The sequence below is a fragment of the Streptomyces sp. AMJ-169 genome (genome assembly GCF_055597585.1).
In genome coordinates, this window is sequence record NZ_JBVLTJ010000020.1 from 25,506 (window position 1) to 51,664 (window position 26,159).

17 protein-coding genes are annotated in these 26,159 nt (G+C 71.9%); 11 read left to right on the forward strand and 6 right to left on the reverse strand.

Annotated elements, in window-relative coordinates; genetic code table 11:
• Nucleotides 1-167: 167 nt before the first annotated feature.
• Nucleotides 168-1,226, reverse strand: a complete 1,059-nt coding sequence (locus ACYUD3_RS34595; RefSeq protein WP_470979070.1) for an adenosine deaminase — start codon at nt 1,224-1,226, stop codon at nt 168-170.
• Nucleotides 1,227-3,124: 1,898 nt separating this feature from the next.
• Between ACYUD3_RS34595 and ACYUD3_RS34600 the strand changes: the two genes are divergently transcribed.
• Complete coding sequence (locus ACYUD3_RS34600; protein ID WP_470979072.1) at nt 3,125-3,388, forward strand: DUF4190 domain-containing protein; 264 nt, start codon at nt 3,125-3,127, stop codon at nt 3,386-3,388.
• Nucleotides 3,389-4,277: 889 nt separating this feature from the next.
• Here the strand turns inward: ACYUD3_RS34600 and ACYUD3_RS34605 are convergent.
• Nucleotides 4,278-4,835 carry an NADAR family protein gene (locus ACYUD3_RS34605; RefSeq protein WP_470979074.1) on the reverse strand — a complete coding sequence of 186 codons (558 nt, stop codon included), beginning with the start codon at nt 4,833-4,835 and terminating at the stop codon, nt 4,278-4,280.
• Between the two features lie 211 nt (nt 4,836-5,046).
• On the opposite strand from ACYUD3_RS34605, the gene ACYUD3_RS34610 reads away from it, so the two are divergent.
• The 7 genes from ACYUD3_RS34610 to ACYUD3_RS34640 all read left to right on the forward strand — a co-directional run bounded on the left by ACYUD3_RS34610 (nt 5,047) and on the right by ACYUD3_RS34640 (nt 12,628).
• Complete coding sequence (locus ACYUD3_RS34610) at nt 5,047-6,549, forward strand: gamma-aminobutyraldehyde dehydrogenase (protein WP_470979077.1); 1,503 nt, start codon at nt 5,047-5,049, stop codon at nt 6,547-6,549.
• Nucleotides 6,550-6,572: 23 nt separating this feature from the next.
• Nucleotides 6,573-7,742 (forward strand): ABC transporter substrate-binding protein, encoded by a 1,170-nt coding sequence (locus tag ACYUD3_RS34615; RefSeq protein WP_470979080.1) that lies wholly within the window; start codon nt 6,573-6,575, stop codon nt 7,740-7,742.
• Between the two features lie 5 nt (nt 7,743-7,747).
• Nucleotides 7,748-8,893 carry an ABC transporter ATP-binding protein gene (locus tag ACYUD3_RS34620; RefSeq protein ID WP_470979083.1) on the forward strand — a complete coding sequence of 382 codons (1,146 nt, stop codon included), beginning with the start codon at nt 7,748-7,750 and terminating at the stop codon, nt 8,891-8,893.
• On the forward strand, nt 8,893-9,798 hold the full coding sequence (locus tag ACYUD3_RS34625; RefSeq protein WP_470979086.1) for an ABC transporter permease: 906 nt from the start codon (nt 8,893-8,895) through the stop codon (nt 9,796-9,798). Before ACYUD3_RS34620 ends, ACYUD3_RS34625 begins: the two co-directional genes overlap by 1 nt.
• Nucleotides 9,798-10,589, forward strand: coding sequence for an ABC transporter permease (locus ACYUD3_RS34630; protein ID WP_470979089.1), 792 nt, complete (start codon nt 9,798-9,800; stop codon nt 10,587-10,589). Before ACYUD3_RS34625 ends, ACYUD3_RS34630 begins: the two co-directional genes overlap by 1 nt.
• Before the next feature lie 47 nt (nt 10,590-10,636).
• Complete coding sequence (locus ACYUD3_RS34635; protein ID WP_470979092.1) at nt 10,637-12,061, forward strand: NAD(P)/FAD-dependent oxidoreductase; 1,425 nt, start codon at nt 10,637-10,639, stop codon at nt 12,059-12,061.
• Between the two features lie 114 nt (nt 12,062-12,175).
• Nucleotides 12,176-12,628: a hypothetical protein gene (locus ACYUD3_RS34640; protein ID WP_470979095.1), complete on the forward strand. Its 453-nt coding sequence runs from the start codon at nt 12,176-12,178 to the stop codon at nt 12,626-12,628.
• Nucleotides 12,629-12,813: 185 nt separating this feature from the next.
• Here ACYUD3_RS34640 and ACYUD3_RS34645 read toward each other — a convergent pair whose 3' ends face one another.
• The 3 genes from ACYUD3_RS34645 to gabT form a co-directional block, all read right to left on the reverse strand.
• A complete protein-coding gene (locus ACYUD3_RS34645) occupies nt 12,814-14,259 on the reverse strand; it encodes an aldehyde dehydrogenase family protein (protein WP_470979099.1) in 1,446 nt (481 codons plus the stop codon).
• 2 nt (nt 14,260-14,261) lie between these two features.
• Nucleotides 14,262-15,056 (reverse strand): phosphatase PAP2 family protein, encoded by a 795-nt coding sequence (locus ACYUD3_RS34650; RefSeq protein WP_470979101.1) that lies wholly within the window; start codon nt 15,054-15,056, stop codon nt 14,262-14,264.
• A gap of 507 nt (nt 15,057-15,563) precedes the next feature.
• Nucleotides 15,564-16,898, reverse strand: coding sequence for a 4-aminobutyrate--2-oxoglutarate transaminase (gene gabT, locus ACYUD3_RS34655; protein WP_470979104.1), 1,335 nt, complete (start codon nt 16,896-16,898; stop codon nt 15,564-15,566).
• A 312-nt stretch (nt 16,899-17,210) separates the two neighbouring features.
• Between gabT and ACYUD3_RS34660 the strand changes: the two genes are divergently transcribed.
• Nucleotides 17,211-19,598 (forward strand): ATP/GTP-binding protein, encoded by a 2,388-nt coding sequence (locus ACYUD3_RS34660; protein WP_470979107.1) that lies wholly within the window; start codon nt 17,211-17,213, stop codon nt 19,596-19,598.
• A gap of 88 nt (nt 19,599-19,686) precedes the next feature.
• Nucleotides 19,687-21,252: a PucR family transcriptional regulator gene (locus ACYUD3_RS34665; RefSeq protein WP_470979110.1), complete on the forward strand. Its 1,566-nt coding sequence runs from the start codon at nt 19,687-19,689 to the stop codon at nt 21,250-21,252.
• Between the two features lie 34 nt (nt 21,253-21,286).
• Here ACYUD3_RS34665 and ACYUD3_RS34670 read toward each other — a convergent pair whose 3' ends face one another.
• Nucleotides 21,287-24,118 carry a glycoside hydrolase family 3 C-terminal domain-containing protein gene (locus ACYUD3_RS34670; RefSeq protein ID WP_470979112.1) on the reverse strand — a complete coding sequence of 944 codons (2,832 nt, stop codon included), beginning with the start codon at nt 24,116-24,118 and terminating at the stop codon, nt 21,287-21,289.
• Between the two features lie 331 nt (nt 24,119-24,449).
• Between ACYUD3_RS34670 and ACYUD3_RS34675 the strand changes: the two genes are divergently transcribed.
• Nucleotides 24,450-26,144, forward strand: a complete 1,695-nt coding sequence (locus ACYUD3_RS34675) for an extracellular solute-binding protein (RefSeq protein WP_470979114.1) — start codon at nt 24,450-24,452, stop codon at nt 26,142-26,144.
• Nucleotides 26,145-26,159: the final 15 nt, after the last annotated feature.

Sequence of the window (26,159 nt, forward strand, 5' to 3'; positions counted from 1 at the left end):
TTGGGGTGATCGGTGACCGGCGATCTGCGGCCCGGGGTGAGCGGTGACCTGGCGGCTTCACGGCCTGGGGTGAATGGTGACCCGGCGGTTTGACGGCCTGGAGCGACCGGTGACCGGCGGTTTGCGGCCCGGGGTGCCCCGGCGGCTGACGGCCCCCGCCGCCGCGCTCACCTCGCCAGCCACGCCCCCGTGTACGCGTCGATCTCCCCGCTGATCGCCGTCTTCCCCGCGCTGTCCAGGAACGACGCCTCGACCGCGTTCTTCGCCAGGTCCGCCAGGCCTCGCTCGTCGAGGTCCAGGAGGCGGGCGGCTACCGCGTACTCGTTGTTGAGGTCGGTGCCGAACATCGGCGGGTCGTCGGAGTTGATCGTGACCAGTACGCCGGCCTTCACGAACTCCTTGACCGGGTGCTCGTCGAGGGTCGCGACCGCGCGGGTGGCGATGTTCGACGTCGGGCAGACCTCCAGCGGAATCCGCTCCTGCGCGAGGTGCTCCAGCAGCTTGGGGTCCTGGGCGGAACTCGTACCGTGTCCGATGCGCTCGGCGCGCAGATAGGTCAGCGCGTCCCACACCGTCCCGGGCCCGGTCGTCTCCCCGGCGTGCGGCACCGACCGCAGCCCCGCGGCGATCGCCTGGTCGAAGTACGGCTTGAACTGCGGCCGGGGCACCCCGATCTCCGGACCGCCGAGCCCGAAGGAGACCAGCCCCTCGGGCCGCAGCCGGTCGTCGGTCGCGAGCCGCGCGGTCTCCTCGGCGGCCGCGAGACCGGCCTCGCCGGGAATGTCGAAGCACCAGCGCAGAACCGTCCCGAACTCCTTCTCCGCCGCCTTGCGCGCGTCCTCGATCGCGTCCATGAACGCCCGCGGGTCGATGCCCCGCGAGGTCGACGAGTACGGCGTGATCGTCAGCTCCGCGTACCGCACCTGCTGGCGCGCCAGCTCCCGGCCCACCTCGTACGTCAGCAGCCGGACGTCCTCCGGGGTCCTGATCAGGTCCACGACCGACAGATAGACCTCGATGAAGCGCGCGAAGTCCGTGAAGACGAAGTAGTCGGCCAGGGCCTCGGGGTCGGTCGGCACCTTCGAGTCCGGGTGGACGGCGGCCAGCTCCGCGACGATCCGGGGGGAGGCGGACCCCACGTGATGCACATGCAGCTCCGCCTTCGGCAGCCCCGCGATGAAGGCGTGCAGGTCATGTCCGGCGGCTGCGGAACGGCTCTCGCTCAAGGTCCCTCCCAGGGACGGCACCCTCCCCGACGCGGCGACGAGGGCGCGGATGATCGGCTGATCGTTGCGCCGATCATCCTAGGCCGGACGGGGCCTCGGGGCCGATCCCATTTAGCATGGGCGGAACATACGGCGATGGGGGGCGACGAATGTCCGAGCAGGGTTGGGGCATGGGGATATCCGGGGAACGACGGGTAGGGGACGGGCGGGACCGGCGGGCGGGGGCGGCTGGGGCCGAGGGGGCTGCGGAGATGGCTGGGGCGTCTGGAGCTGAGGGTGCTGCGGCTGAGGGGGCGCGGGTTTTGGGGGAGCCCGAGGGCTTCGCGGGTGAGGGGACGCGGTTCGGGCGGGAGTCTGGGGAGGCTGTGGGGATGGCTGGGGTGTCTGGGACCGAGGGGGCTGCGGGGGCGGCGGCTGAGGGGACGCGGGCTCAGGGGGAGCCTCGTGATTCGGCCGGCGAGGAGACGCAGGTTCTGGGGGAGTCCGGTCGCTTGGTGGGTGAGGGGGTGCGGGGTGGGCGTGAGCTTGGGGAGGTTGCTGGAGCACAGGTTCAGGAGTCCGAGTCCGAGTCCGGGGAGGTCTCCGGCGTGCAGGCTCAAGGGGAGTCCGGTCGCTTGGTGGGCGAGGGGGTGTGGGCTGGGCGTGAGCCCGGAGAGGCTGTCGGAGCACGGGCTCAGGAGTCTCAGGCCGGGGAGGTCGTCGGCGTGCAGGTTCTGGGGGAGTCCGGTCGCTTGGTGGGTGAGGGGGTGTGGGCTGGGCGCGAGCCCGAAGGGACTGCCGGCGCGCTGGCTCAGGGGGAGTCCGAGGGCGCGGCTGACCGAGTCGCCCTCGGCAAGAAGACCGGCACTCCTGATCCTTGGGCTCCGCCTGCCGAGGGCACGTTCGGTGCGGGCGTAGCGCTGAGTCCGCCGCCGGCGGTGGGGGAGGAGGCGCGGGGTGAGGGCGTGGAGCGGGTGGCGCGGGACGGGGAGGCCGAGGGTTGGCCGTCGCTTGAGGCTTCGGCGCATTCGACTGCCGGTTCGGTGGCTTCGGGTTCCGATATCCCGGGGCTGGCGGCTTCGGGTCATCCTGCCGACCTCGCAGCTCCGAGTCCCGCCACTCCTGGTCCTGCGGCTTCGGGTTTCAGCACCTCCGGTCCTGCGGCTTCGGGTTCCGTGACTGTCGGTTCCGCAGCTCCAGGTTCCGCGGCCCCCGGTCCGGCTGCTTCGGATTCCGGCACCCCCGGTCTTGCGGCTTCGGGTTCCGTGACTGTCGGTTCCGCAGCTCCAGGTCCGGCGGCCCCCGGTCCGGCTGCTTCGGATTCCGGCACCCCCGGTCTTGCGGCTTCGGGTTCCGTGACTGTCGGTTCCGCAGCTCCAGGTCCGGCGGCCCCCGGTCCGGCTGCTTCGGATTCCGGCACCCCCAGTTCCGCAGCTTCGGATCCCGCGACTCCCGGTCCTACGACTCTTACTCCCGAGGCCCCCGGTTCCGCGCCCCCCAATCCTGCGGCTTCGGATCATCCGACCGACCCCGCCACTCCCGGTCCCGCTACCCCCACAGCAGCCGACAACTCCGGCCGGCCCCCACAGACTTCCCACACGGCCAGTGACACGTACGGCCCCTCCACCCCGCCAACCCCCCAGACCTGGGCCAACCCCTACACGGCACCGCTCGCTCCGGGCGCCCCGCAGGGCACTTACCCGCCCCCGCCGAACCCCTTCACCCCGCCCCACCCCGCCGGCAACCAGGTCCCCCCGCCCCCGATCGCCCCGGACGGCCCCGGCCAGGTCCCGTACGGCTACCCGGGGCCGCAGGGCAACCCGGCGTACGCGTACCCGGCGCCGGGCCAGCAGCCTTATGGGGCACCGGGCCAGCCCTACGGTGCCCCGCCCGGCGGCCCCGGCTACTACGGCTGGGGCATGCCGCCGGTGCAGAGCAACGGGATGGGCACGGCAGCCCTGATCACCGGCATCTTCTCGGCCGTCGGGTTCTGCCTGTGGCCGGTCGCCCTGATCCTCGGCATCCTGGGCATCGTCTTCGGCACGATCGGCCGCCGCAAGGCGAAGCGGGGCGAGGCATCCAACGGTGGCCAGGCCCTGGCCGGCATCATCTGCGGCTCGGCGGGCCTGGTACTGGCGATCGCCTTCGTCGTCCTGATCACGTTCGCGTCGTCTACAGGCTGACACGACCGGCTGCTGGCCACCCAACTGCTTGGCCAGCAGCCGCTTCCTGGCCGGTAGCCGACCCCCGGTCCGGCAGCCGAGCCGGCTCCTGACCCGCAGCCACTTCCCGGCCGCCAGCCGGCTCCCGGTCAGCAGCCGGCTCCTGCCTGGCAGCCGATCCTTGGTCCGGCAGCCGAGCCGACTCGTGGCCCGTAGCCACTTCCGGCCGACAGTTGCCTCCTGGCCAGTAGCCGGCCTCGGTCCGACAGCCGCCCCCGGCTAGCAGCCAATCCCTGATCGACAACCGGCTCTCGGCCGACAGCGGGCTCCCGATCAGCAGTCGGCTCCTGTCCGGCAACAGACCCCCGGTCCAGCCGCCGAGCCGACTCCTGGTCCCTAGCCACTTCCTGGCTGACAGCTGCCCCCCGGCCAGTAGCCAGGCCCTGACCGACCGCTGGTTCCCGGCCGCCAGCCAGTTCCTGACCCGCAGCCATTTCCCGGCCGACAGTCGCCCCCGGCCAGTAGCCAGGCCCTGACCGACCGCTGGCTCCCAGCCGCCAACCGGCTCCCGATCCGCAACCGTTCCCCGACCGACAGCCGCCCCCCGGTCCGCAGCCGGCTGCTGGCCGCCAGCCATCTCCCGGCCGGCAACCAGCCCCAGACCGACAACCGCCCCCCGCTCACCGAAACACCCTCCAGCGACCGCAGACCCGCCCCACCACCTCCGCTCCGCCCGCCACCCAGCCTTCCGGCGACCAAGAACCCCCGCCACCTCCGCCCCCGCACGCCCCCCGCCCTCCAGCGACCGAAAACCCGGCCCGCCCCAGCATCTCCACCCGCCCAGCCACCACCCCCGCCAGCCACACCCCCCCCGCACCCCCGCCCCAATCACCCCCGCCCAACCACCCCCTCACCCCACCCCCAACCTCCCCCGAGCCACCATCAACGCGAACCCCAGCAAATTCTCCCCCCGCCACCGCTCAGGATCCCCCGCCCCCTCATCCCGGGCGCCCAGCCCGATCCCCCACACCCGGTCCACCGGACTCGCCTCCACCAGCACCCGATCCCCGGTCCCCAGCAGAAACTCCCGCAGCGCCGGATCGGAGGCGAACTTGTGGACGCTGCCCTCGACGACCGTCCGGAACCGCTCCCGCTCCCAGACCTCTTGGTCGAAGCCCCGCACCAGCCGGCCGGCCTTCTTCGCCTCGGCGGGGTGGGCGGCGGCGAGCGCCTGCCGCTCGGCCTCCGGATCGTCGAAGAGGCGGGCTTTGCGGGCCATCATCCAGTGCTCGGCGGTCGCGTACGTGACGCCGTCGACGGTGAACGGGGACGGCCACCACTGACTCAGACAGCTCGCGCCGACCCGGCCGTCGGCCCGAGGAGTGTGGCCCCAGAAGCAGAGATACTTGACGCCCGCCCCCGCCCGGACCGCCTCGATCAGCGCTTCCCGGGAATCGATCTTCTCCATGCCCGACAGCATCGCAGCCGGCACTGACAACGCGCCCCGCCATTCCCGCTCCAGCCGGCCGCCAGAATACAGATTTCGTCGCGTAACCAAAAGGCAACAACGGAATCCCTTGTTGCGGACATCCAGCTCTGTCAGGATCAGCGCTCAAATCCACCTGAAGCCACGCCCGCCCCGGTCCGCCGGGTCCGGGACGAAGGCGGAGGAGAGCGACATGCCCGACCGGTTCCCCGCCGCGGAACGTTTCGCCGAAGGCGCCCAGTACATCGGCGGCCGTCTCACCGACGGCACGTCCCCGCACACCCACACGGTCGTGGACCCCGCCACCGGCGCCCCCGTCCTGACGTACACCCTCGCCGCCCCGGCGGACGTGGACGACGCCGTGGCCGCCGCCCGCGCCGCGTTCCCGGCGTGGGCCGCCGCCACCCCGGGCGAGCGCTCGGAGGTGCTGAACCGGCTCGCGGCGACCCTCGCGGACCGCTCCGAGGAACTGGCCCGCGCCGAGTCCCTCCAGTGCGGCAAGCCCCTGAAGCTGACCCGCGAGTTCGACGTCCCGGGCACGGTCGACAACACCGCCTACTTCGCGGGCGCCGCCCGCCACCTCCAGGGCCAGTCGGCCGGCGAGTACTCCGCGGGCCACACCTCGTACGTCCGCCGCGAGCCCATCGGCGTCATCGGCTCGATCGCCCCCTGGAACTACCCGCTCCAGATGGCCGCCTGGAAGATCCTCCCGGCGATCGCGGCGGGCAACACGATCGTCCTGAAGCCCTCCGAGCTGACCCCCCTGACCGCCCTGCTGTTCGCCCAGGCGGCCACGGACGCGGGGCTGCCCGACGGCGTCGTCAACATCGTCAGCGGCACCGGACCCGAGGCGGGCGCGCACCTGGTCGCGCACCCGGACGTCGCGATGACGTCGTTCACCGGATCGACGGCCGTGGGCAAACAGATCGCCGCGACCGCCGCCGCGACCGTCAAGCGCGTCCACCTCGAACTCGGCGGCAAGGCACCCTTCGTGGTCTTCGACGACGCCGACCTGGAGGCCGCCGCCCAGGGCGCCGTCGCGGGCGCGCTCATCAACGCCGGCCAGGACTGCACGGCCGCCACGCGCGCGTACGTGCAGCGCCCGCTGTACGAGGCGTTCGTGGAGCGCACGGCCGCCCTCATGGAGACCGTCCGCGTCGGCGACCCCTTCGCCGAGGGCACCGACCTCGGGCCCCTGGTGTCGTACGCGCAGCGGGACCGGGTCGCCGGGTTCGTCGACCGTGCGCGCGCGTACGCGTGGGTCGTCACCGGCGGGAAGGCGCCCGACGACCCCGGCGCCTACTACCTGCCGACCCTGGTCGCCGACGCGCCCCAGGACAGCGAGATCGTCCAGGCCGAGATCTTCGGGCCCGTCCTCGCCGTGCTGCCGTTCGACTCCGACGACGAGGGGCTGCGGCTCGCCAACGACACGCCCTATGGTCTCGCCGCGTCCGCGTGGACCCGGGACGTGTTCCGCGCGGGGCGCGCCTCCCGGGAGATCGAGGCCGGGTGCGTGTGGCTCAACGACCACGTCCCGATCGTCAGCGAGATGCCGCACGGCGGCTACAAGGCGTCCGGTTACGGCAAGGACATGTCCCCGTACTCGTTCGAGGAGTACACCCGGGTCAAGCACGTCATGACCGACATCACCGCGGTCGCCCGCAAGCCCTGGCACCGCACCGTCTTCGGCGACTGACCAGGAGAAGGGCACCACGCGCCATGCGACACAACCTCTCACCGACCCGCCGTTCCCTGCTGCGCGCCTCGGCCGCCGGGACGCTCGCCCTGACGGCCGGCTGCGGCATCCCCGCGGCCGGCAAGGCCCAGGGCGGCACGTCCGCCGAGGACCACTCGGCGAAGGAGAAGACCGTCAACTTCTCCAACTGGACCGAGTACATGGACGTCGACAGCAGCGGCAAACGCCATCCCACCCTGGACACGTTCACCAAGCGCACCGGGATCTCCGTCAAGTACACCGAGGACATCAACGACAACGGCGAGTTCTTCGGCAAGCTCAAGCCGCAGCTCGCCGCCGGCCAGGACACCGGCCGCGACCTCATCGTCCTCACCGACTGGCTCGCCGCCCGCCTGATCCGCCTGGGCTGGGTCCAGAAGCTCGACGCGTCCCTCCTGCCGCACGCCTTCGCCAACCTCTCCGAGCAGTTCCGCAGCCCCGACTGGGACCCCGGACGCGCCTACTCGTACCCCTGGCAGGGCATCTCCACGGTCATCGCGTTCAACAAGAAGGCCCTGGACGGCGTCCAGGTGCGCTCGGTGTCCGACCTCCTGGACGTCAAGAAGCTCAAGGGGCGCGTCGGGTTCCTCACCGAGATGCGCGACACCATGGGGATGACCCTCCTCGACATGGGCAAGGACCCCGCGCGGTTCACCGCCGACGACTACGACGCCGCGATCGCCCGCCTCCAGAAGGGCGTCGACAACGGCCAGATCCGCCGCTTCACCGGCAACGACTACACCGCCGACCTCACCAAGGGCGACCTCGCCGCCTGCGTCGCCTGGGCCGGGGACGTCGTACAGCTCAAGGCGGACAACCCGGACGTCGACTTCGTCATCCCGGACAGCGGTTACATCACCTCCAGCGACAACCTGCTGATCCCCAACAAGGCGCGCCACAAGGAGAACGCGGAGCGGCTGATCGACTACTACTACGAGCCGGAGCCGGCCGCGCGGCTGGCCGCCCACATCAATTACGTCTGTCCGGTGGACGGGGTGAAAGAGGCACTTGCGAAGATCGACCCTGATGCGGCGGCGAACCCGCTGATCATCCCCGACAAGGCCATGCAGGCCAAGTCGCACTCCTTCCGCTCGCTGAGCGCGGCGGAGGACACGGCATTCGAAGCGAAGTTCGCGAAGCTCACAGGGGCGTGACGACCATGACGGACCACAGCGGAGACGTGCGCCTCTCCGGCATCGGCAAGACCTACGGCGCCTTCACAGCCGTCCACCCGCTGGACCTGACCGTCCCGCAAGGGTCGTTCTTCGCGCTGCTCGGCGCCTCGGGCTGCGGCAAGACGACGACCCTGAGGATGATCGCCGGCCTGGAGGAGCCCACCTCGGGCACCGTCCACCTCGGCGACCAGGACGTCACCCGGCTGCCGCCCTACAAGCGGCCCGTGAACACCGTCTTCCAGTCCTACGCGCTCTTCCCGCACCTCGACATCTTCGAGAACGTCGCGTTCGGCCTCAGACGGCGCGGGATCAAGAGCGTCCGCAAACAGGTCGAGGACATGCTGGAACTCGTCCAGCTGGGCGAGCAGGCCCGTAAACGGCCCCACCAGCTCTCCGGCGGCCAGCAGCAGCGCGTCGCCGTCGCCCGCGCCCTCATCAACCACCCCAAGGTCCTCCTCCTCGACGAGCCCCTGGGCGCCCTCGACCTGAAGCTGCGCCGCCAGATGCAGCTGGAGCTCAAGCGCATCCAGACGGAGGTCGGCATCACCTTCGTGCACGTCACGCATGACCAGGAGGAGGCCATGACGATGGCCGACACGGTCGCCGTGATGAACGCCGGCCGCGTCGAGCAGCTCGGCGCCCCGGCCGACCTGTACGAGAACCCGCGCACGACGTTCGTCGCGAACTTCCTGGGCACCTCCAACCTCATCGAGGCGGAGGCCGACACCAAGAGCGGCGGCGACGTCATCCTCAAGGTGGACGGCGGCGGGAAGCTCGTCCTGCCCGGCGCCCGCTGTCCCGTCCCGGTCCGCGCCGGCGGCAAGGTCCTCGTCGGCGTCCGCCCGGAGAAGGTCGCCCTCCTCCACGCGGACGACACGGCCGGCGTCCCCGAGGGCCGCAACCGGCTCACCGGGACCGTCGTCGACGCCAGCTACATCGGCGTCTCCACGCAGTACGTGATCCGTACGGCCGTCTGCCCCGAGTTCGCGGTGTACGTCCAGAACGTCGACCGGGACGTACGCCTGGTGCCCGGCGCCGACGTCGTCCTCCACTGGGCGCCCGGTCACACCTTCGGCATGGACGCCGCCCAGGACATCGATGCCGGCACCGAGGAAGAGGCGGCCGTCTGATGGCGGCGACGCTCACCGAAGAGCCTCCCGCGCGCGTGCGCAGGAGAGGCCGCTGGACGCCTTACTGGCTGCTGCTGCCCGGCATCCTCTGGCTGATCGTGTTCTTCGCGCTGCCGATGATCTACCAGGCCTCCACGTCCGTGCAGACGGGCTCCCTGGAGGAGGGCTACAAGGTCACCTGGCACTTCGCGACCTACTGGGACGCGTTCCAGGAGTACTGGCCGCAGTTCGTGCGCTCGGTGCTGTACGCCGCCGCGGCGACCGCCCTGTGCCTGCTGCTGGGCTATCCGCTGGCCTATCTGATCGCGTTCCGCGCGGGACGCTGGCGCAACCTGATCATGATCCTGGTGATCGCGCCGTTCTTCACCAGCTTCCTGATCCGCACCCTCGCCTGGAAGACGATCCTGGCCGACGGCGGACCGGTCGTCGGCGCCCTCAACACCCTGCACGTCCTGGACGTCACCGGCTGGCTCGGCTGGACCTCCGGCGACCGGGTCCTGGCGACGCCCCTGGCGGTCGTGTGCGGGCTGACGTACAACTTCCTGCCGTTCATGGTGCTGCCGCTGTACACGTCCCTGGAGCGCATCGACGGGCGCCTGCATGAGGCGGCCGGCGACCTCTACGCGCGCCCGTGGACGACGTTCAGGAAGGTCACCTTCCCGCTGTCCATGCCGGGCGTGGTCTCCGGGACGCTGCTGACGTTCATCCCCGCCGCCGGCGACTACGTCAACGCCGAACTCCTCGGCTCCACCGACACCAGGATGATCGGCAACGTCATCCAGACGCAGTTCCTGCGCGTCCTGGACTATCCGACGGCCGCCGCCCTGAGCTTCCTCCTCATGGCCGCGATCCTGGTCATGGTCACGTTCTACATCCGCCGCTCCGGGACGGAGGACTTGGTCTGATGTCCTGGCTCAAGCGCAACCTGGTGGTCATCGCGGGCCTGCTGACGCTCGCCTATCTGCTGCTGCCCAATGTCGTCGTCACCGTCTTCTCGTTCAACAAACCCAAGGGCCGCTTCAACTACGCGTGGCAGCAGTTCTCGCTCGACGCCTGGAAGGACCCCTGCGGGGTCGCCGGCATGTGCGGCTCCCTGTCGATCAGCCTCCAGATCGCCTTCTGGGCGACCCTGGGGGCGACCGCCCTGGGCACGATGATCGCGTTCGCCCTGGTGCGCTACCGCTTCCGCGCGCGGGGCGCCGTCAACTCGCTGATCTTCCTGCCGATGGCGATGCCCGAGGTCGTCATGGCGGCGTCCTTGCTGACGCTCTTCCTCAACATGGGCGCGCAGCTCGGCTTCTGGACGATCCTCATCGCGCACATCATGTTCTGCCTCAGCTTCGTCGTGACGGCCGTCAAGGCGCGCGTCATGTCGATGGACCCGCGCCTGGAGCAGGCCGCCCAGGACCTCTACGCCGGACCGGCGCAGACGTTCCTGCGCGTCACCCTGCCCATCGCGGCCCCCGGAATCGCCGCGGGCGCGCTGCTCGCCTTCGCGCTCTCCTTCGACGATTTCATCATCACCAATTTCAACGCCGGTTCCACAGTCACGTTCCCCATGTTCGTCTGGGGATCGGCCCAGCGCGGCACCCCCGTGCAGATCAATGTCATCGGCACGTCGATGTTCCTGATCGCCGTTCTTCTGGTGCTGGTCTCCATGGCGGTAGGGAACCGGCGCCGCAGGCAAAAGGCATAATCCTTAACCGCACCTGTCCCGGGAAACCCTTGAGGGAGTTGGAAATCATGGCCCCTAGCGCCATGAGCCGTGGCACACACACCCGATCGCTCTCCGCGGCCCAGCCGGTCGTGTACTGGCTGGAAGACCCCGGCAGGCCCCGCCCCGAGCCCGCGCTGACCGCCCCCGAGTCCTGCGACCTGCTGGTCGTGGGGGGCGGCTACAGCGGCCTGTGGACCGCGCTCGTCGCCAAGGAGCGCGACCCCGCGCGGGACGTCGTCCTGCTGGAGGCCCGCGAGGTGGGCTGGGCCGCCTCGGGCCGCAACGGCGGCTTCTGCGCCGCCTCCCTCACCCACGGCCTCCCCAACGGCCTCGCCCGCTGGCCGGACGAGATCCATAAGCTCCAGGAAATGGGCGCCCGCAATCTCGACGAGATAGAGAAAGCGCTCACAACCCACGGAATAGACTGCGATTTCGAGCGCACCGGAGAGATCGAGGTCGCCACCGAGACTTATCAGGCGTGGGAACTGCGCGACTGGTACCAGGAACTGGAGGAAAAAGGCCTCGCGACCGGAATGCAATTCATGACCGGTGACGAGGTCCGCGAACACGTCGACTCCCCGACCTTCGAGGCCGGCATCTGGGACCGCCGGGGCGTCGCCATGCTGCACCCCGCGAAACTCGCCTGGGGCCTGAAACGGGCCTGTATGCGCCTGGGCGTCCGCGTCTACGAGCACACCCCCGCGCTCGGCCTCGAACCCTACGGCGCCGGAATGGCCGTGAAGACGCCGTACGGCCGCGTACGGGCCCGCCAGGTCGCCCTGGGCACGAACATCTACCCCAGCCTCGTCAGGCGCGTACGCGCCTACACAGTGCCCGTCTACGACTACGCCCTGATGACCGAGCCGCTCACCTCCGCGCAGCTCGCGGAGATCGGCTGGCGGGGCCGGCAGGGCCTCGGCGACTCCGCGAACCAGTTCCACTACTTCCGCCTGACCTCCGACAACCGCATCCTGTGGGGCGGCTACGACGCGATCTACCCCTACGGCGGGCGCGTCCGCGCGGAGTACGACGACCGCCCCGCGACCTACGCCAAGCTCGCGGCGCACTTCTTCACGTGCTTCCCGCAACTGGAGGGGACCAACTTCACGCACGCGTGGGGCGGCGCCATCGACACCTGCTCCCGCTTCTCCGCCTTCTTCGGTACGGCCCACCGCGACCGGGTGGCGTACGCCGCCGGGTACACCGGTCTGGGCGTCGGCGCCACCCGCTTCGGCGCCGAGGTCATGCTGGACCTGCTCGCCGGGGAGCGCACGGAACGGACGTCCCTGGCCATGGTCCGCAAGAAGCCCCTGCCGTTCCCGCCCGAGCCGTTCGCCTGGACCGGGATCGCGCTCACCAAATGGTCACTGGCGCGCGCGGACGCGCGCGGCGGGCACCGCAACCTCTGGCTGAAGACCATGGACCGCCTCGGCCTGGGCTTCGACAGCTGACGGTGTGATCGGCTTCACTCCATAGAGCGCCCGCAACCCGCGTAATGCCGGCAAGGGACCTCCCTCTCCCTCGTGACGCGCCCGCGTCGACGACTGAAAGGGAGGTCTCTTCTGATGACTGGGGCGAAGACCGCGGTCGAATGGCTGGCATCCGTCGCACCCGACCCCGACTCCTGCCGCTGGGAATGGGAGCGCAACCCCCTGGGGGTCGCCCTCCTGCCCGCCGGCAAGGCCTGGGACGTGCTCATCCTGCCGGGCGACCTCGGCTATCCCACCCTCGACATCCTCACCCGCATCCTGGACCGCCCCGGCCCGGTCCTGGTCGACTTCGGCGACAGCCGCATGGGCTTCTTCGTCCCCCCGGGCACGGCGGCGCGCTGGCTGGGCACCGGGATCCGCGCGGCCGGCTCCGGCACCTGGATCGTCGTCCCCTACCCCGGCCGCGCCACAGGGGGCGTCCGCTGGCTGGTCGCCCCGGACGGCACCGGCACCCTGACGGACCCGGCCCTGCTGGAGCTGGCCCTGCACGAGGCGGCGGCGGGGCTGGCACAAGGGGGCGAGGACTGAGCCCGGGGGGCTCCCGCGCGGAGGCGGCCGGCCGGGTACGCACGCAGAAGGAGCCCGGCACCGGAAGGCATCGGTGCCGGACTCCTTCATGGGACGGCGGGTCAGCGCCGAGGCAGACGTTACATGAAAATGGTTCCCATTAGCTAGACCCCATTTTCCCGTCCCGCACCTGCGGCCCCGCGCGGCTAGAGAGCCAGCCCCGTCAGGACCAGCACCCGCTCGTACGTGTAGTCCTCCATGGCGAACCGCACACCCTCGCGGCCCACCCCCGACAGCTTGGCGCCGCCGTAGGGCATCTGGTCGGCGCGGTAGGACGGGACGTCGCCGATGATCACACCGCCCACCTCCAGCGCGCGGTGGGCGCGGAAGGCGGTCCGCACGTCGTGCGTGAACACGCCCGCCTGGAGGCCGTACTTGGAGGAGTTGACGGCGGCGAAGGCCGCTGCCTCGCCGTCGACCCTCTGGACCGTCAGGACCGGCCCGAAGACCTCCTCACAGGCCAGCGTGGCGTCCGCGGGGACGTCCGTGAGGACGGTCGGGGCGTACGCGGCGCCGTCGCGCTTGCCGCCGGTCAGCAGCGCGGCGCCGGACGCCACCGCCTCGTCCACCCAGGACTCGACGCGCTTCGCCGCGTCCTCGCTCACCAGAGGGCCGACGTCCGTCGCCGCGTCGGACGGGTCGCCCGTCACCTGGGCCTCGACGGCGGCGACCACGCGCGGGAGGAGGCGGTCGTACACGGACGCGTCCGCGATCACCCGCTGGACGGAGATGCAGGACTGGCCGCCCTGGTAGTTGGAGAAGGTGGCGATCCGGGCCGCCGCCCAGTCCAGGTCGGTGTCGGACGCGTAGTCCCCGAGGACGACCGCCGCGCCGTTGCCGCCGAGCTCCAGCGTGCAGTGCTTGCGCGGCACCGAGTCCATGATCGCGTAACCGACCTTCTCGGAACCCGTGAAGGAGATCACCGGCAGGCGCTCGTCCTGGACCAGGGCCGCCATCCGGTCGTTGGGGACCGGGAGGATCGACCAGGAGCCCGCCGGGAGGTCCGTCTCCGCCAGCAGCTCACCGAGGAGCAGACCCGACAAGGGCGTCGCCGGTGCCGGTTTCAGGATGATCGGGGCGCCCGCCGCGATCGCGGGAGCGACCTTGTGCGCGCACAGGTTCAGCGGGAAGTTGAACGGCGCGATGCCCAGGACGACCCCCTTGGGGAAGCGCCGGGTCAGCGCCAGCCGGCCCTGGCCGCCCGCGTCCGTGTCCAGGCGCTGCGCCTCGCCGCCGTTGAAGCGCCGGGCCTCCTCCGCCGCGAACCGGAACACCGACACCGCGCGGCCGACCTCGCCGCGCGCCCACTTGATCGGCTTGCCGTTCTCCGCGGAGATCAGCTGGGCGATCTCCTCCGTGCGCTCCGCCAGCCGCTTGCTGACGTGGTCCAGCGCCGCCGCGCGCACGTGCGCGGGGGTCGCCGCGAACTCCTCGCGCACCGCGTACGCGGCGGCCACCGCCTCCTCGGTCTGCGCGTCGGTCGGCACACTCACCGACCCGACCGGCCGCCCGTCCCACGGGGACGTCACCTCGAACGTGTCCGTACCGGTGGCCTGGCGCCCGGCGAGCCAGAAGGCATAGGTGGAAGTCATCGTCAGGGCCCTTCCCGCGAAGTCGAACGGTCGCTGTCCACCGTAGAGGCGCCCACCCCGTCCGGCGTTTGTCCTGTGCGTCCCATTGGGGGCCGCTCCCACTCCGCTTTGGCGCTCTCCCGCGCGCGGGAGGCCGGGGGAGGAGGGGGCGTCGGCGTGCGGGCGGCTGAGGGCGGCGGAGGCGCCCACCCCGCGCGGGCCACCGCCAGCCGCAGCGCCCCCAGCAGCACCCCCGCCAGGCACCAGCTCGCGAACACGTCCAGCGGCCAGTGGTACCCCCGCCTGACCAGCCCGTACGACACCCCCGCCACCAGCGCCCCGGCCAGCCGCACCGCCGCCCGCCGCGCCCGCGCCGACAGCCACGGCAGCAGGATCAGTACCGCGCCCCCGTACGCGATCGCCGCCGTCGCCGTATGCCCCGAAGGGAAGTACCCCGTCGCCGGCGGGACGGCCGGAGTCCCCGGGCGGTCCGTCCACACCTTCAGCGGGACGACGGTCAGCGGCACCAGGACCATCGCCGCCAGGGCGGCCAGCGGCGCCGCCCACCAGCGCGGCAGCCCGGCCCGCCGCCCCCGCCACGCCACCCACCCCGCGGCCAGCGCCAGCACGGGCACCGCCACCGGCGCGTTGCCCAGGTCCGACAGCAGCTCCGAGAACCGGTCCGGATGCCGCAGCACCGCACTCAGCCGCGCGTCCCACCGCAGCAGCGGGCCGGCCACCACCACCTGCCAGGTGGCCAGAGCCAGAAGCAGCAGAGGCACGGCGAAGGCCCCCGCACGGCGTGCGCTGATCGACATGGCCCCAGCTTCTCAGGCGCCACTGACAATCGTGCGGCTCCTCCCGGCGGCTGCCCCAGCCGCACCGGCTCCACCCGCGCGCGGGTTCGCGTGAGACGAGACGTGCCGTATCGCAGCCGGGGCAAAAAGAGACCCCGGATTGCGCCGGGGTCCGCTCTCTTGTGTGGTCCGCACCTCTGAAGGAGGCCGGCCGCCCCGGAACAGGGGGGGTGGTTCCGGGGCGGCCGATCAGATCGGGGTGCCGCCGCCCCGGGGGGTTTGGGGCGGGCGGCTGTCCGATCAGTGAGGAGATCCGGGGCCGAGACCCCGTTCCTGTGCGCGAGGCACGACCAGGAGAAGCTGGGGAGGCCCCGCCTGGCGTCGCTCACGGTCTCCCGTGAGCGGGTGTATCTCTCATCACGAGAGAAACTACGGCAGCGCCCGCCCCGAAAACAGGCCGCTCCCGGAGCCGCCATCCTCCCCGCACACCTTCTTCACAAGGGGAGCGGCAAGGGGGCGCCGGGAGGGTCAGACGCCCGCCAGCGCGCCCTCGATGATGTCCAGGCCCTCGGCCAGCAGGTCCTCGCCGATGACCAGCGGCGGCAGGAAGCGCAGCACGTTCCCGTAGGTGCCACAGGTCAGGACCAGCAGCCCCTCCTGGTGACACGCCTTGGCCAGCGCCGCCGTCGCCTCCGGGTTCGGCTCCTTCGTCGTACGGTCCTTCACCAGCTCGATCGCGATCATCGCGCCGCGGCCCCGGACGTCGCCGATGATGTCGAACTTGTCCGCCATGGCCAGCAGGCGGGTCTTCATGGTCGTCTCGATCGCCCGCGCGCGGGCGTTGAGGTCCAGCTCCTTCATGGTCTCGATCGCGCCCAGCGCGCCCGCGCAGGCGACCGGGTTGCCGCCGTAGGTGCCGCCCAGGCCGCCCGCGTGCGCGGCGTCCATGATCTCCGCGCGGCCCGTGACGGCCGCCAGCGGCAGCCCGCCCGCGATGCCCTTGGCGGTCGTGATGAGGTCCGGGACGATCCCCTCGTCCTCGCAGGCGAACCACTGGCCGGTGCGGCAGAACCCGGACTGGATCTCGTCGGCGACGAACACGATCCCGTTGGCGGCGGCGAACTCGCTCAGCGCCGGCAGGAACCCGCGCGCGGGCTCGATGAAACCGCCCTCGCCCAGCACCGGCTCGATGATGATCGCCGCCACGTTGTCCGCGCCGACCTGCTTGCTGATCTGGTCGATCGCCTGCGCGGCGGCCTCGGGTCCGGCGTTCTCCGGGCCCGTGGGCCAGCGGTAGCCGTACGCCAGCGGCATCCGGTAGACCTCCGGCGCGAACGGCCCGAAACCGTGCTTGTAGGGCATGTTCTTGGCCGTCAGAGCCATCGTCAGGTTCGTCCGGCCGTGGTAGCCGTGGTCGAAGACGACGACCGCCTGGCGCTTCGTGTACGCCCGCGCGATCTTCACCGCGTTCTCGACGGCCTCCGCGCCCGAGTTGAACAGCGCGCTCTTCTTCGCGTGGTCCCCCGGCGTCAGCTCCGCGAGCGCCTCGGCGACCTCGACGTACCCCTCGTACGGCGTGACCATGAAGCAGGTGTGCGTGAAGTCCGCCAGCTGCGCGCCCGCGCGGCGTACGACGGCCTCTGCGGACGCGCCCACGCTGGTCACCGCGATGCCCGAGCCGAAGTCGATCAGCCGGTTGCCGTCGACGTCCTCGATGATGCCGCCGCCCGCGCGCGCGGTGAACACCGGCAGCACCGAGCCCACGCCCTGCGCGACGGCGGCGAGGCGGCGGGCCTGAAGCTCCTGCGACTTGGGGCCGGGGATGGCGGTGACGATCCGGCGCTCCTGCGGAAGGTCGGTCATGAGGGCTCCTTGGGGTGTGGCGAACCGGGGCGTGACGACAAGGGATGCACCGAGAGGCGTGCCAGGGGACGGACCTCGGGAGTTCCTGTCGTCACCGGGACCTTTCTCGCAGGTTAGGACGGGCCCGACAGGCTGGGCATGCTCCATGTGGGCGCTTTCCGGGCGGCGCGTTGTCCGCCGTGGACAGTGGCGGCGTACGACGCTTGCACCGCTGCCGGGCGCGGGGTCGGTGAACTCCCCTTGCGGGGGCGTTAGATTGACCGCTGACGGTGGACAGAGGCTGGATGGAACGGCTGGTCAGGGGGCAGGGCGATGAACAGCGACGGGACGCAGGACGCGCGCGGCACGCACACGAGCCCGGTGCCGCGCCCCACCACCCCTCCCCACGTGCCGGGCGCGCCCGGAGTTCCCGGAACGTCCGGCGCCCCCGGTCTCCCGCCCAAGCCCGCGCACGCGCCCGGCGCCGCCGTCGCCGACTGGCTCGACACCCCGCGCCCCGAGGCCTGCCCCGGCATCTGGCGCCTCGGTTTCCGCCCTCCTAGGACGGCCGCCCCCAAGAGTGAACGCCTCGCCCCCGTCACGGTCGTCGGCCTGCTCATCCCCCTGGCCGTCGCCCTCCTGCTGTGGTCCCTGTGGCGGCGCGGCGGCGTCCCCTACCAGTTCGAGGTGCTGCGGCTGTTCACCCCGGGCGACTGGTGGTGGGGCGGCACCCTGGCCTCCGCGAAGACCATGGAGGGCGCCGAGGCGCGCGTGGTCTACGACGGGCTCTTCTTCGCCGCCCTGATGTACACCATGGGCCGCCTGGGCAGCTGGCCCGACGCCGTACGGCACTTCATCGGGCGCCGCCCGCAGCCCGCGCGCGCGGGACTCGCCGCCGTCGCCGCGCTCGCCGCCCTGAGTCTCGTCTTCCCCAGCGCCTTCCCCGGAGCCGGCTGGGACGCGCTGCCCGTCGTCGACCCCCTGTTCTCGCTGATCGCCCTGATCGCCGGCAGCTACGAACTGTTCACGTCCGTCCTGTTCACCGACGCCCTGTACGCCCTCATCACCGCTCTGGTGCTGTGGCCGTTCGCCCGGCTCGGCGGCTGGCTGCCGTACGCCAGGCAGCTGCTCGCCGCGCGCAAGGGCGGCGTCCAGGCGCCGGTGGCCGCCCCGCGCCCGCGCGCGCAGTGGCCCGCCCTGCACGACGCCGGACAGGCCGAGGCCGCCGAACGGCTGACCGCGGACGTCGCGGCCGGGCGGATGAACGACGTCGACTGCGCGCGCGTGGAGCACGCCTTCACCACCGCCCGCGCCCAGGCCGCGCTCACCGGATTCCGCGACACCGTGCTGCGCCAGGGCGCCGCCGCCTGGGCCCACCCCTCCGGCGCCCGCGACCTCCCCAGGCGCACCGCCCGCCACGACCTGCTCACCGCCCAGGTCCGCATCGGCCGCTGGACCGACACCGAACGCGCCCCCGAGACCTACCGGGGCGCGGGCGCCGCCCTCGGCCCCGACGTCCTCGGCACCTCCCTGCTGGCGGTCGGCCCCTCCGGATCGGGCAAGACCCGCACCCTCGTCGAACCCGTCACCGAAGCGCTCGCCCTCCAGGCGCTCACCGGAAGCTGCGCCGTCGTCGCCGTCTCCTCGGCCGGCAGCCCGCTCGGCGCCGACGGCTCCTTCGACGTCGTCGTCCGCATCGGCGACCCCGCCTCCGTCCACGACCTCGACCCCTACGCCGAGGCCGACGACCCCGACGAGGCCGCCGCGATCCTCGCCGAAGCCCTCGCCGGCGACCTCGCCGCCCCGCAGGCCGCCACCGCCCTCGCCCAGCTGCTCGGCCCCTACAAGGCCGTGCACGGCCGTTTCCCGGCCCTTCCCGTCCTGCGCGAGCTGCTGGAGGGCGCAGGGCCCCTCCAGGCCCTCAGGGACGCGCTGGCGGACGACGAGCCGATGCGCCGCGAACTCGACGCCCGCGTCCGCCAGACCGGCACCCCCGGCGACGTCGGCCGCGCCCTCGCCGACCGGCTCGCCCTGCTCAGCCGGCCGGTGTTCGCCGAATTCCTCGGCGGCGGCTCCACGCGCGCGCGGGCCTTCTCCCTGCGCGCCCTCGCCCACCACCCCCTGCGCGTGCGCATCGACCTCCCCGAACGCGGCCACGAAGAAGCCGGCCGCCTCCTCACCCGCCTCGTCCTCGCCCAGTTCCACGCCGTCGTACGCCAGGGCCCGCGCGCGCACTTCGCCTGCCTCGTCCTCGACGACGCCACCGGCACCGTCACCCCCGAGTCCGTACGCCACCTCCAGAGGCTGCGCTCCCGCAACGCCGGAGTCGTCCTCGCCCTGCGCACCGTCGGCGACGTCCCCGAAGCCCTCCACGGGCCCCTCTACGGTGCCGTCGGCTGCCGGATGGCCTACGCCGGCGTCACCACCTGGGACGGCAACCGGTTCGCGCAGACCTGGGGCACCGAGTGGATCGAGACCACCGAGGTCGCCAAGCACACCGTCTTCGCCGACCAGCCCATGACCCGCGCGATCCACGCCCTGCGCAAGCTCGTCACCGGCAAGGCCGTCACCACCGACGCCGTCACCGTCCGCCAGGTCGAACGCGAACGCTGGTCCGCCTCCCAGCTCGCCCACGAGGTGCCGCCGGGACACGCCGTCCTCTCCCTGACCAGCGTCCAGGGCGACCACACGCCCCCCCTGCTGGTCGACCTGCGGGGCTGAACCCGCGCGCGGGAGCCCCTCGCGCGCCCTGAGGCAGAATCGGCACAGGCCCCTGGGCCCACCACCGGCCCACCGACCTGAAGGCGCCATGCCACCGACCCTCGCCTCCCTCGTCCACCACTCCGCGCTGAAACTCGTCGTGCGCGCGGGCGGGGACCGGCTCGGCGTCCCGGTGCGCTGGGCGCACGTCAGCGAACTCCCCGACCCCGTGCCCTACCTGGAGGGCGGCGAACTCCTCCTGGTCACCGCGCTGAAGCTGGACACGGACAACCCGGCCGAGATGCGCCGCTACGTACGCCGCCTCGCCGCCGCCGGAGTCGTCGGCCTGGGGTTCGCCGTCGGCGTCAACTACGAGGACATCCCCCAGGCCCTCCTCGACGCCGCCGACGCGGAGGACTTCCCCCTCCTGGAGGTCCCCCGCCGCACCCCCTTCCTCGCGATCAGCAAGGCCGTCTCCGCCGCCATCGCCGCCGACCAGTACCGCGCGGTCACCGACGGATTCGCCGCCCAGCGCGAGCTGACCCGCCAGGCCCTCGCCACGGGCCCTGAAGGCCTCCTGAGCGCCCTCGCGGCCCAGGTCGACGGCTGGGCCGCCCTGTACGACGCCTCGGGCGCCGTGGTGGCCGCCGCGCCCGACTGGGCCGGCCGCCGCGCCGCCCGCCTCACCGCCGACGTCGAGCGGCTGCGCGAACGCCCCGCGCCCGCCTCCGCGGTCGTCGACGGACCCGACGGCGACGACCGCGTCGAACTGCACTCCCTGGGCACCGGCCGCCGCGCGCGGGCCGCCCTCGCCGTCGGCACCGCCGCCGCCCCCGGCACCGCCGCCCGCTACGCCGTCCACTCCGCGATCGCCCTGCTGACCCTCACCACCGAACGCTCCCGCTCCCTGCACGCCGCCGAACAGCGCGTCGGCAAGGCCGTCCTGCGCATGCTCCTGGCGAACGAACCCGCGCACGCGCGCGAGGTCGCCGCCGACCTCTACGACGGCCTCCTGGACGCCCCCTTCCGCGTCCTCGCCGCCGAACCCGGCGCACCCGCGCGCGAGCGGGCCGCCGAGAAACTGGAGAAGTTCGCCGAAGCCCTGGAGAGCGCCGCCGCGCGCGCGGGAGAGCCGGTCCTGGTCGTCCCCGAGGACGACGGCCTCCTCGTCCTCGCGGCCGACGGCGGCACGGTCCTCGCCGAAGCCGTCGCCCAGGCCCAGGCGCTCGACTCCGAACGCCCCCAGGACGGCCACGAACTGATCGTCGGACTGTCGGGGCCGGCCGGGCCCGCGACCGCCGCGACCGCCCACCAGCAGGCCCGCCAGGCCCTCTCCGTCGCCCGCCGCCGGGGCCGCGCCCTCGCCGAGCACGAGCACCTGGCGGCCGGCTCGGTCCTGCCCCTGCTCGCCGACGACGCCGTCAGAGCCTTCTCCGACGGCCTCCTGCGCGCCCTGCGCGAGCACGACGCGACCGGCCGGGGCGACCTCGTCGCCTCCCTGCGCGCCTGGCTCTCCCGCCACGGCCAGTGGGACGCCGCCGCCGCCGACCTCGGCGTCCACCGCCACACCCTGCGCTACCGCATGCGCCGCGTCGAGGAGATCCTCGGCCGCTCCCTGGACGACCCGGACGTCCGCATGGAGCTGTGGCTGGCGCTGAAGGCGACGGGGGAGTAGCCGGAGGGGAGCCGGCACCCTCCGGCGCGCACCCTCACCCGGTGAACCCCACGTGCGCGACCCGCACCGCCCCCCGCAGCCGCACCCGCAGCTCATGCACCCCGGACGCGGCGAACGGCGCCTCCAGCGAGACGTACGTATAGACGTCCTCCGTCGGCGTCACCAAACGCAGCGCGGCGAGCGGCCTGTCCCCGTCCAGGGACAGCTCCACCTCCCCCTCGCCCGCCACCGTGACCGACACCCCGGCCGTCCCCGCGCCGAAGTCGCAGGCCCGGTAGACGAGTTCGGCCGCTCCGGAGGAGCCCGGCGTCACCGCGTCCCCCGACTCCTTCGCCCGGTCGACCAGCTCCGCGCCGCTCTGCTCGTCGAAGTCGGCGACGGACAGCCTGAGTTGGGCGACGGCGCGCGGCGCGGCCGGCTCGCCGTCCAGCTTCAGCGTCGTCCGCAGCCGGACGTCCTCGCTCGACGCGCCCAGGAGGAGGTCGTACGGGCCCGGTTCCAGGCGCCAGCCCGGGCGGGTCACGTCCCAGAACTCCAGCGCGCTCAAAGGGACTTGGAGGAGGAGTTCGCGGCGTTCGCCGGGGGCTAGGGTCACGCGGGCGTGGGCGAGGAGTTCACGGCGGGGGCGGGGGACCGAGGGGTCGGCCGCGCGGGCGTACAGCTGGGGGACCTCGTCGGCGGTGACCTCGCCCGTGTTGGTGAGCGTGAACGTCACCGTCAGGGTGTCCTCGGTGACCTCCGTCCTCAAGTCCGTGTAGGAGAAGGCCGCGTAGGACAGTCCGTGGCCGAAGGGGTAGAGCGGGCGGCCCTCGAAGTAGAGGTAGGTCTGGCGGCTGCCGATGACGTCGTAGTCGAGGAGGTCGGGCAGGTCCGCGTCGGACTCGTACCAGGTCTGCGGGAGCCGGCCGGCGGGGGAGACGTCGCCGGCGAGGACGCGGGCGAGCGCGGTCCCGGCCGCCTGGCCGCCGTGCGCGGTCCACAACACCGCGCCCAGCGGGCCGGGTTCGACCGTGTAGGGGTACGACGACGTCAGCGCGAGGACCGTGCGCGCGTTCGCCGTGCGGGCCGCCGTCAGCAGGCGCTGCTGGTGCGGGGGGAGGGCCAGCGTCGAACGGTCTTCTGTCTCACGGCCGTTGATGTGCGGATCGTTGCCCGCGACGACCAGGACCACGTCCGCGTGCGCCGCGACCCGGGCCACCGCCTCCTCGCCGCGCTCCACCACCACGAGTTCGAAGACTTCCGGATCCGCCTCGGCAACCTTCACCCCGTCGGCGGCGACCGTGACATGACGGCCCGTGCCCAGATGCCGCAGGAGGTGACCGCCCGGATGGGGTTCGAGACGGAACGTCTCCTGCACGACCCAGCCGCCGGGCTGCCCGGCCGAGGCGCGGACGTACCCGTCCTCGGCGACCGACAGATAGCGGCCGTCGGACGCGCGCAGGGTCAGCACCCCATGTCCCCAGTCCACCAGGGCCAGTTCGGTGCCCGCCGCCGACACCGTCAGCGGCGGCAGATCCGTCCGCCCCTTCAACAGGGCCGGATCCAGGGCCGCTTCGGCGTCCTGGGCGTCGTCCAGCTCAACCGCCGTCACATGCAGGTGAGTTCCCGAAGAGGTGCGCAGCAGGACGCGGTCGACGCCCTCCGCGAACTCCACCTGGCCGGCGCCGAAACGCTCGTACAGGCCCTCCAGCGGGGTCGAGCGGTGCAGCAACGAGCCGCTGTACCAGTCGAGTTTGCACTCGTCGGCGAGCAGCCCGACCACCGCGAGCCGGGTGCCGGCCGGCAGCGGCAGCACCCCGTCGTTGCGCAGCAGGACGACCGCCTGCTCCGCCGCCTCCCGCGCCAGCTCGCGGTGCGGCGGGGTGTCGAAGTCCCGCACGCCCGCGTGCGGGTCGTACCGGGGGTCGAACTCCCCGAGCCGGAACCGCACCGAGAGCTGCCGGCGGACGGCCGTGTCGATGTCGTCCTGCGTCAACAGCCCTGCGGACAAAGCCCCCTTGAGCCGCTGCACGATCTTCGAGGAGTCCGTGCCGTGGTCGGTGAAACTGTCCACACCGGCCCGTACGGACGCCGCCGTCGCCTCCTCGTGCGTCCCGAAGTAGGCTTCCGAATCAACCAAGTTGGAGGGCGCGCCCGCGTCCGAGCAGACGAACAGCTCCTCCTGCGTCCACGTCCGCAGGTGCTCCCGCAGATACGGGGAGACGTGATTGGGGCGGCCGTTGACCAGGTTGTAGGCCGGCATCACCCCGGCCACCGCGCCCGCCTCGACCGTCTCGCGGAAGGCGCGCAGGTCGTACTCGTTGAGGACGCGCGGGCGCACGGACGACGAAGTGACGTCCCTGCCCGTCTCGTTGTTGTGCGCCAGCCAGTGCTTGAGGACGGGCGCCGTCCGCCAGTACGTGGGGTGGTCGCCGCGCAGCCCGTGCGTGTACGCGGTCGCGATCGCCGACGTCAGCCTCGGGTCCTCGGAGTAGCCCTCCTCGTTACGGCCCCACAGCGGATGGCGCAGCAGATTCACCACCGGCGCCCACACGTTGAGGCCGACCTTCGCGTCGTCGGCGGCCATCACCCGCGCCTCCTTCGAGACGGCCTCGCCGACGCGGCGCACGAGTGCGGTGTTCCAGGTCGCGGCCAGCCCCACCGCCTGCGGGAACACGCTCGCGCGGCCCATCCAGGCGACGCCGTGCAGGGCCTCCTGGCCGGTGCGGAACGCGGCGATCCCGAGCCGTTCCACGGCGGGCGCGAACTGGTGCAGAAAAGCGATTCTCTCGTCCGGCGTCAGCCGCTGGAGCAGATCGTCGACGCGCTTCGCGAACGGGAGCTGCGGATCGCGGAAAGGCGGCACGGGGGGCGTGGATGAGGTCACGTGGAGTTCCCTTTGCGGTGGACCTTGCGGGCGGCTGCGCGGCACTTTCGAAGCGCTTCGATGCTCGTTCGACGTCCCCTCGGATGTCAAGACGCCGCCCGCCGCCAACTGCGCCGCTCCGCCGCGATGTCAAGCGGCGTACGAGGCGCTGCGCATCCTCGAACACCTCCGAGGAATCTTGGAATCGACCCTTGTGCGCCCCCATGCTGTCACTTAACCTCACACCACATCGAAGCGCTTCGACTCCATCGATAAAGGGCCCGCTCCACTCACGACACCGCAGCCGACGGCCACCGCCGGGTGTCCTGGTGCGCCACGAAGGGTTGACGCAATGACGCCTCACGCCGCTTCCGCCTCCTCCGGACCCAGCCGGAGAAGCTTCCTCGCCTCAACGGCGGTCGCCACGGCCGCCGTTGCGGGCGGCATGCCACTGCTCGCCGCCTGCGGCGGCACGGACAGCGGCTCGGGCGCCGGCACCACCTCGGGCAAGAACGCGAAGAAGATCCTCCCGGCGTACGTGGCCAGCAACGTCGTGACCCCCGACATCCCCTCGAAGAACGGCTCCGCGGCCGGCTTCATCAGCAAGGTCGACCTCGCCACCCTCAAGACGTCGGTGCCGAAGAAGCTCGGCAAGGGCGGCAAGGTCACCGTCATGTCCCCGTTCTGGGGCTCCCCGCCCAAGGACGGCAACGCCTACTACAAGGCGATGAACGACCTGATCGGCGTCGACGTCGCCTGGCAGAACCAGGACGGCAACACCTACGACCAGAAGCTCGGCGCGGTCCTCGCCTCAAGTGACGTACCGGACATGGTCGTTATCCCCGGCTGGAACATGGGCGGCAAGATCCCCAGCGCCATCATCGGCAAATTCGCCGACCTGGGGCCCTACTTGTCCGGCGACGCCGTCAAGGAGTACCCGAACCTCGCCGCGATCCCCACCGACGCCTGGCAACGCGGCATCTTCGGCGGCAAGTTGCGCGGACTGCCCATGCCGTCGCCGTTCATCACCAACATCGTCCCCTTCTACCGCAAGGACCTCTTCGACAAGGAGGGGTACCAAGTCCCCACCTCCACCGACGAGTTCATGGCCCTCGCCAAGGAGATCACCAACGCGCGGGCCAAGCGGTGGGCGTGCGGTGACATGAAGTGGACCGCGTTCAACGCCTTCGGGGTCCTCTCCGGCAGCGAGAAGGCGCTCGGCTGGAACCTCACCGACGGCAAGATGATCTACCGCGTCGAGACCGAGGAATACCTCGAAGCCCTGGAGTGGACAAGGAAGTTGTTCGCCGCCGGCGTCGTCCACCCCGACGCCCGGCTCGGCAAGAGCCAGGCCGTCGACCCCAGCACCAAGTTCGCCGCCGGGGAGTTCCTCATCTACAACAACGACATCTCCAGCTGGTGGGGCCAGCAGGCCATCCAGCAGGGCCACAACCCCGGCTTCCAGATCTGGGGCATGGACATCTTCGGGCACGGCGCGGGCGCCCCCAAGCTGTGGGCCGCCAACCCCGCCAACATCTTCTCCTTCGTCAACAAGGGCGCCTCCGAGTCCGTCGTCCGCGACGCGCTCGCCGTCGCCAACGTGACCGCCGCCCCGTACGGGACGAAGGAGTACATGCTCACCAACTACGGTGTGGACGGCACGCATTACACGGTCAAGGACGGCGTCCCCATCAAGACCGACCAGGGCAACATCGACGTCGCCAACGCCTACGTCATGATCGCGAGCCCCGCCCCGGCCATCGCCCGCCCCGACTTCCCCGGCATCGGCCGCGGCGCCGTCGAGTGGCAGCAGCGCATGGGCGCCCTCACCCGCAAGTCCACCTTCTACGGCATGCAGATCACCGAGCCCACCCAGTACACCAACCTCTCCAACGACATGGAGCAGTTGGAGGACGACATCGTCCGGGGCCGCAAGAAGATCAGCGACATGCAGCAGTGGGTCACCGACTGGAGGAAGAAGGGCGGCGACGGACTGCGCGGCTGGTACCAGAAGCTGCACGACGACAACGCCGCCGCGAGCAGCTGACCCGAGGCGAGGAGA

What these genes read in the sequence shown, in the direction of transcription:
- ACYUD3_RS34640 (WP_470979095.1), top strand. Translation starts at nt 12,176, where the DNA reads ATGACTGGGGCGAAGACCGCGGTCGAATGGCTGGCATCCGTCGCACCC.
- ACYUD3_RS34615 (WP_470979080.1), top strand. Translation starts at nt 6,573, where the DNA reads ATGCGACACAACCTCTCACCGACCCGCCGTTCCCTGCTGCGCGCCTCG.
- ACYUD3_RS34600 (WP_470979072.1), top strand. Translation starts at nt 3,125, where the DNA reads ATGCCGCCGGTGCAGAGCAACGGGATGGGCACGGCAGCCCTGATCACC.
- ACYUD3_RS34675 (WP_470979114.1), top strand. Translation starts at nt 24,450, where the DNA reads ATGACGCCTCACGCCGCTTCCGCCTCCTCCGGACCCAGCCGGAGAAGC.
- ACYUD3_RS34630 (WP_470979089.1), top strand. Translation starts at nt 9,798, where the DNA reads ATGTCCTGGCTCAAGCGCAACCTGGTGGTCATCGCGGGCCTGCTGACG.
- ACYUD3_RS34650 (WP_470979101.1), bottom strand. Translation starts at nt 15,056, where the DNA reads ATGTCGATCAGCGCACGCCGTGCGGGGGCCTTCGCCGTGCCTCTGCTG.
- ACYUD3_RS34665 (WP_470979110.1), top strand. Translation starts at nt 19,687, where the DNA reads ATGCCACCGACCCTCGCCTCCCTCGTCCACCACTCCGCGCTGAAACTC.
- gabT (WP_470979104.1), bottom strand. Translation starts at nt 16,898, where the DNA reads ATGACCGACCTTCCGCAGGAGCGCCGGATCGTCACCGCCATCCCCGGC.
- ACYUD3_RS34620 (WP_470979083.1), top strand. Translation starts at nt 7,748, where the DNA reads ATGACGGACCACAGCGGAGACGTGCGCCTCTCCGGCATCGGCAAGACC.
- ACYUD3_RS34645 (WP_470979099.1), bottom strand. Translation starts at nt 14,259, where the DNA reads ATGACTTCCACCTATGCCTTCTGGCTCGCCGGGCGCCAGGCCACCGGT.
- ACYUD3_RS34610 (WP_470979077.1), top strand. Translation starts at nt 5,047, where the DNA reads ATGCCCGACCGGTTCCCCGCCGCGGAACGTTTCGCCGAAGGCGCCCAG.
- ACYUD3_RS34605 (WP_470979074.1), bottom strand. Translation starts at nt 4,835, where the DNA reads ATGGAGAAGATCGATTCCCGGGAAGCGCTGATCGAGGCGGTCCGGGCG.
- ACYUD3_RS34660 (WP_470979107.1), top strand. Translation starts at nt 17,211, where the DNA reads ATGAACAGCGACGGGACGCAGGACGCGCGCGGCACGCACACGAGCCCG.
- ACYUD3_RS34625 (WP_470979086.1), top strand. Translation starts at nt 8,893, where the DNA reads ATGGCGGCGACGCTCACCGAAGAGCCTCCCGCGCGCGTGCGCAGGAGA.
- ACYUD3_RS34635 (WP_470979092.1), top strand. Translation starts at nt 10,637, where the DNA reads ATGGCCCCTAGCGCCATGAGCCGTGGCACACACACCCGATCGCTCTCC.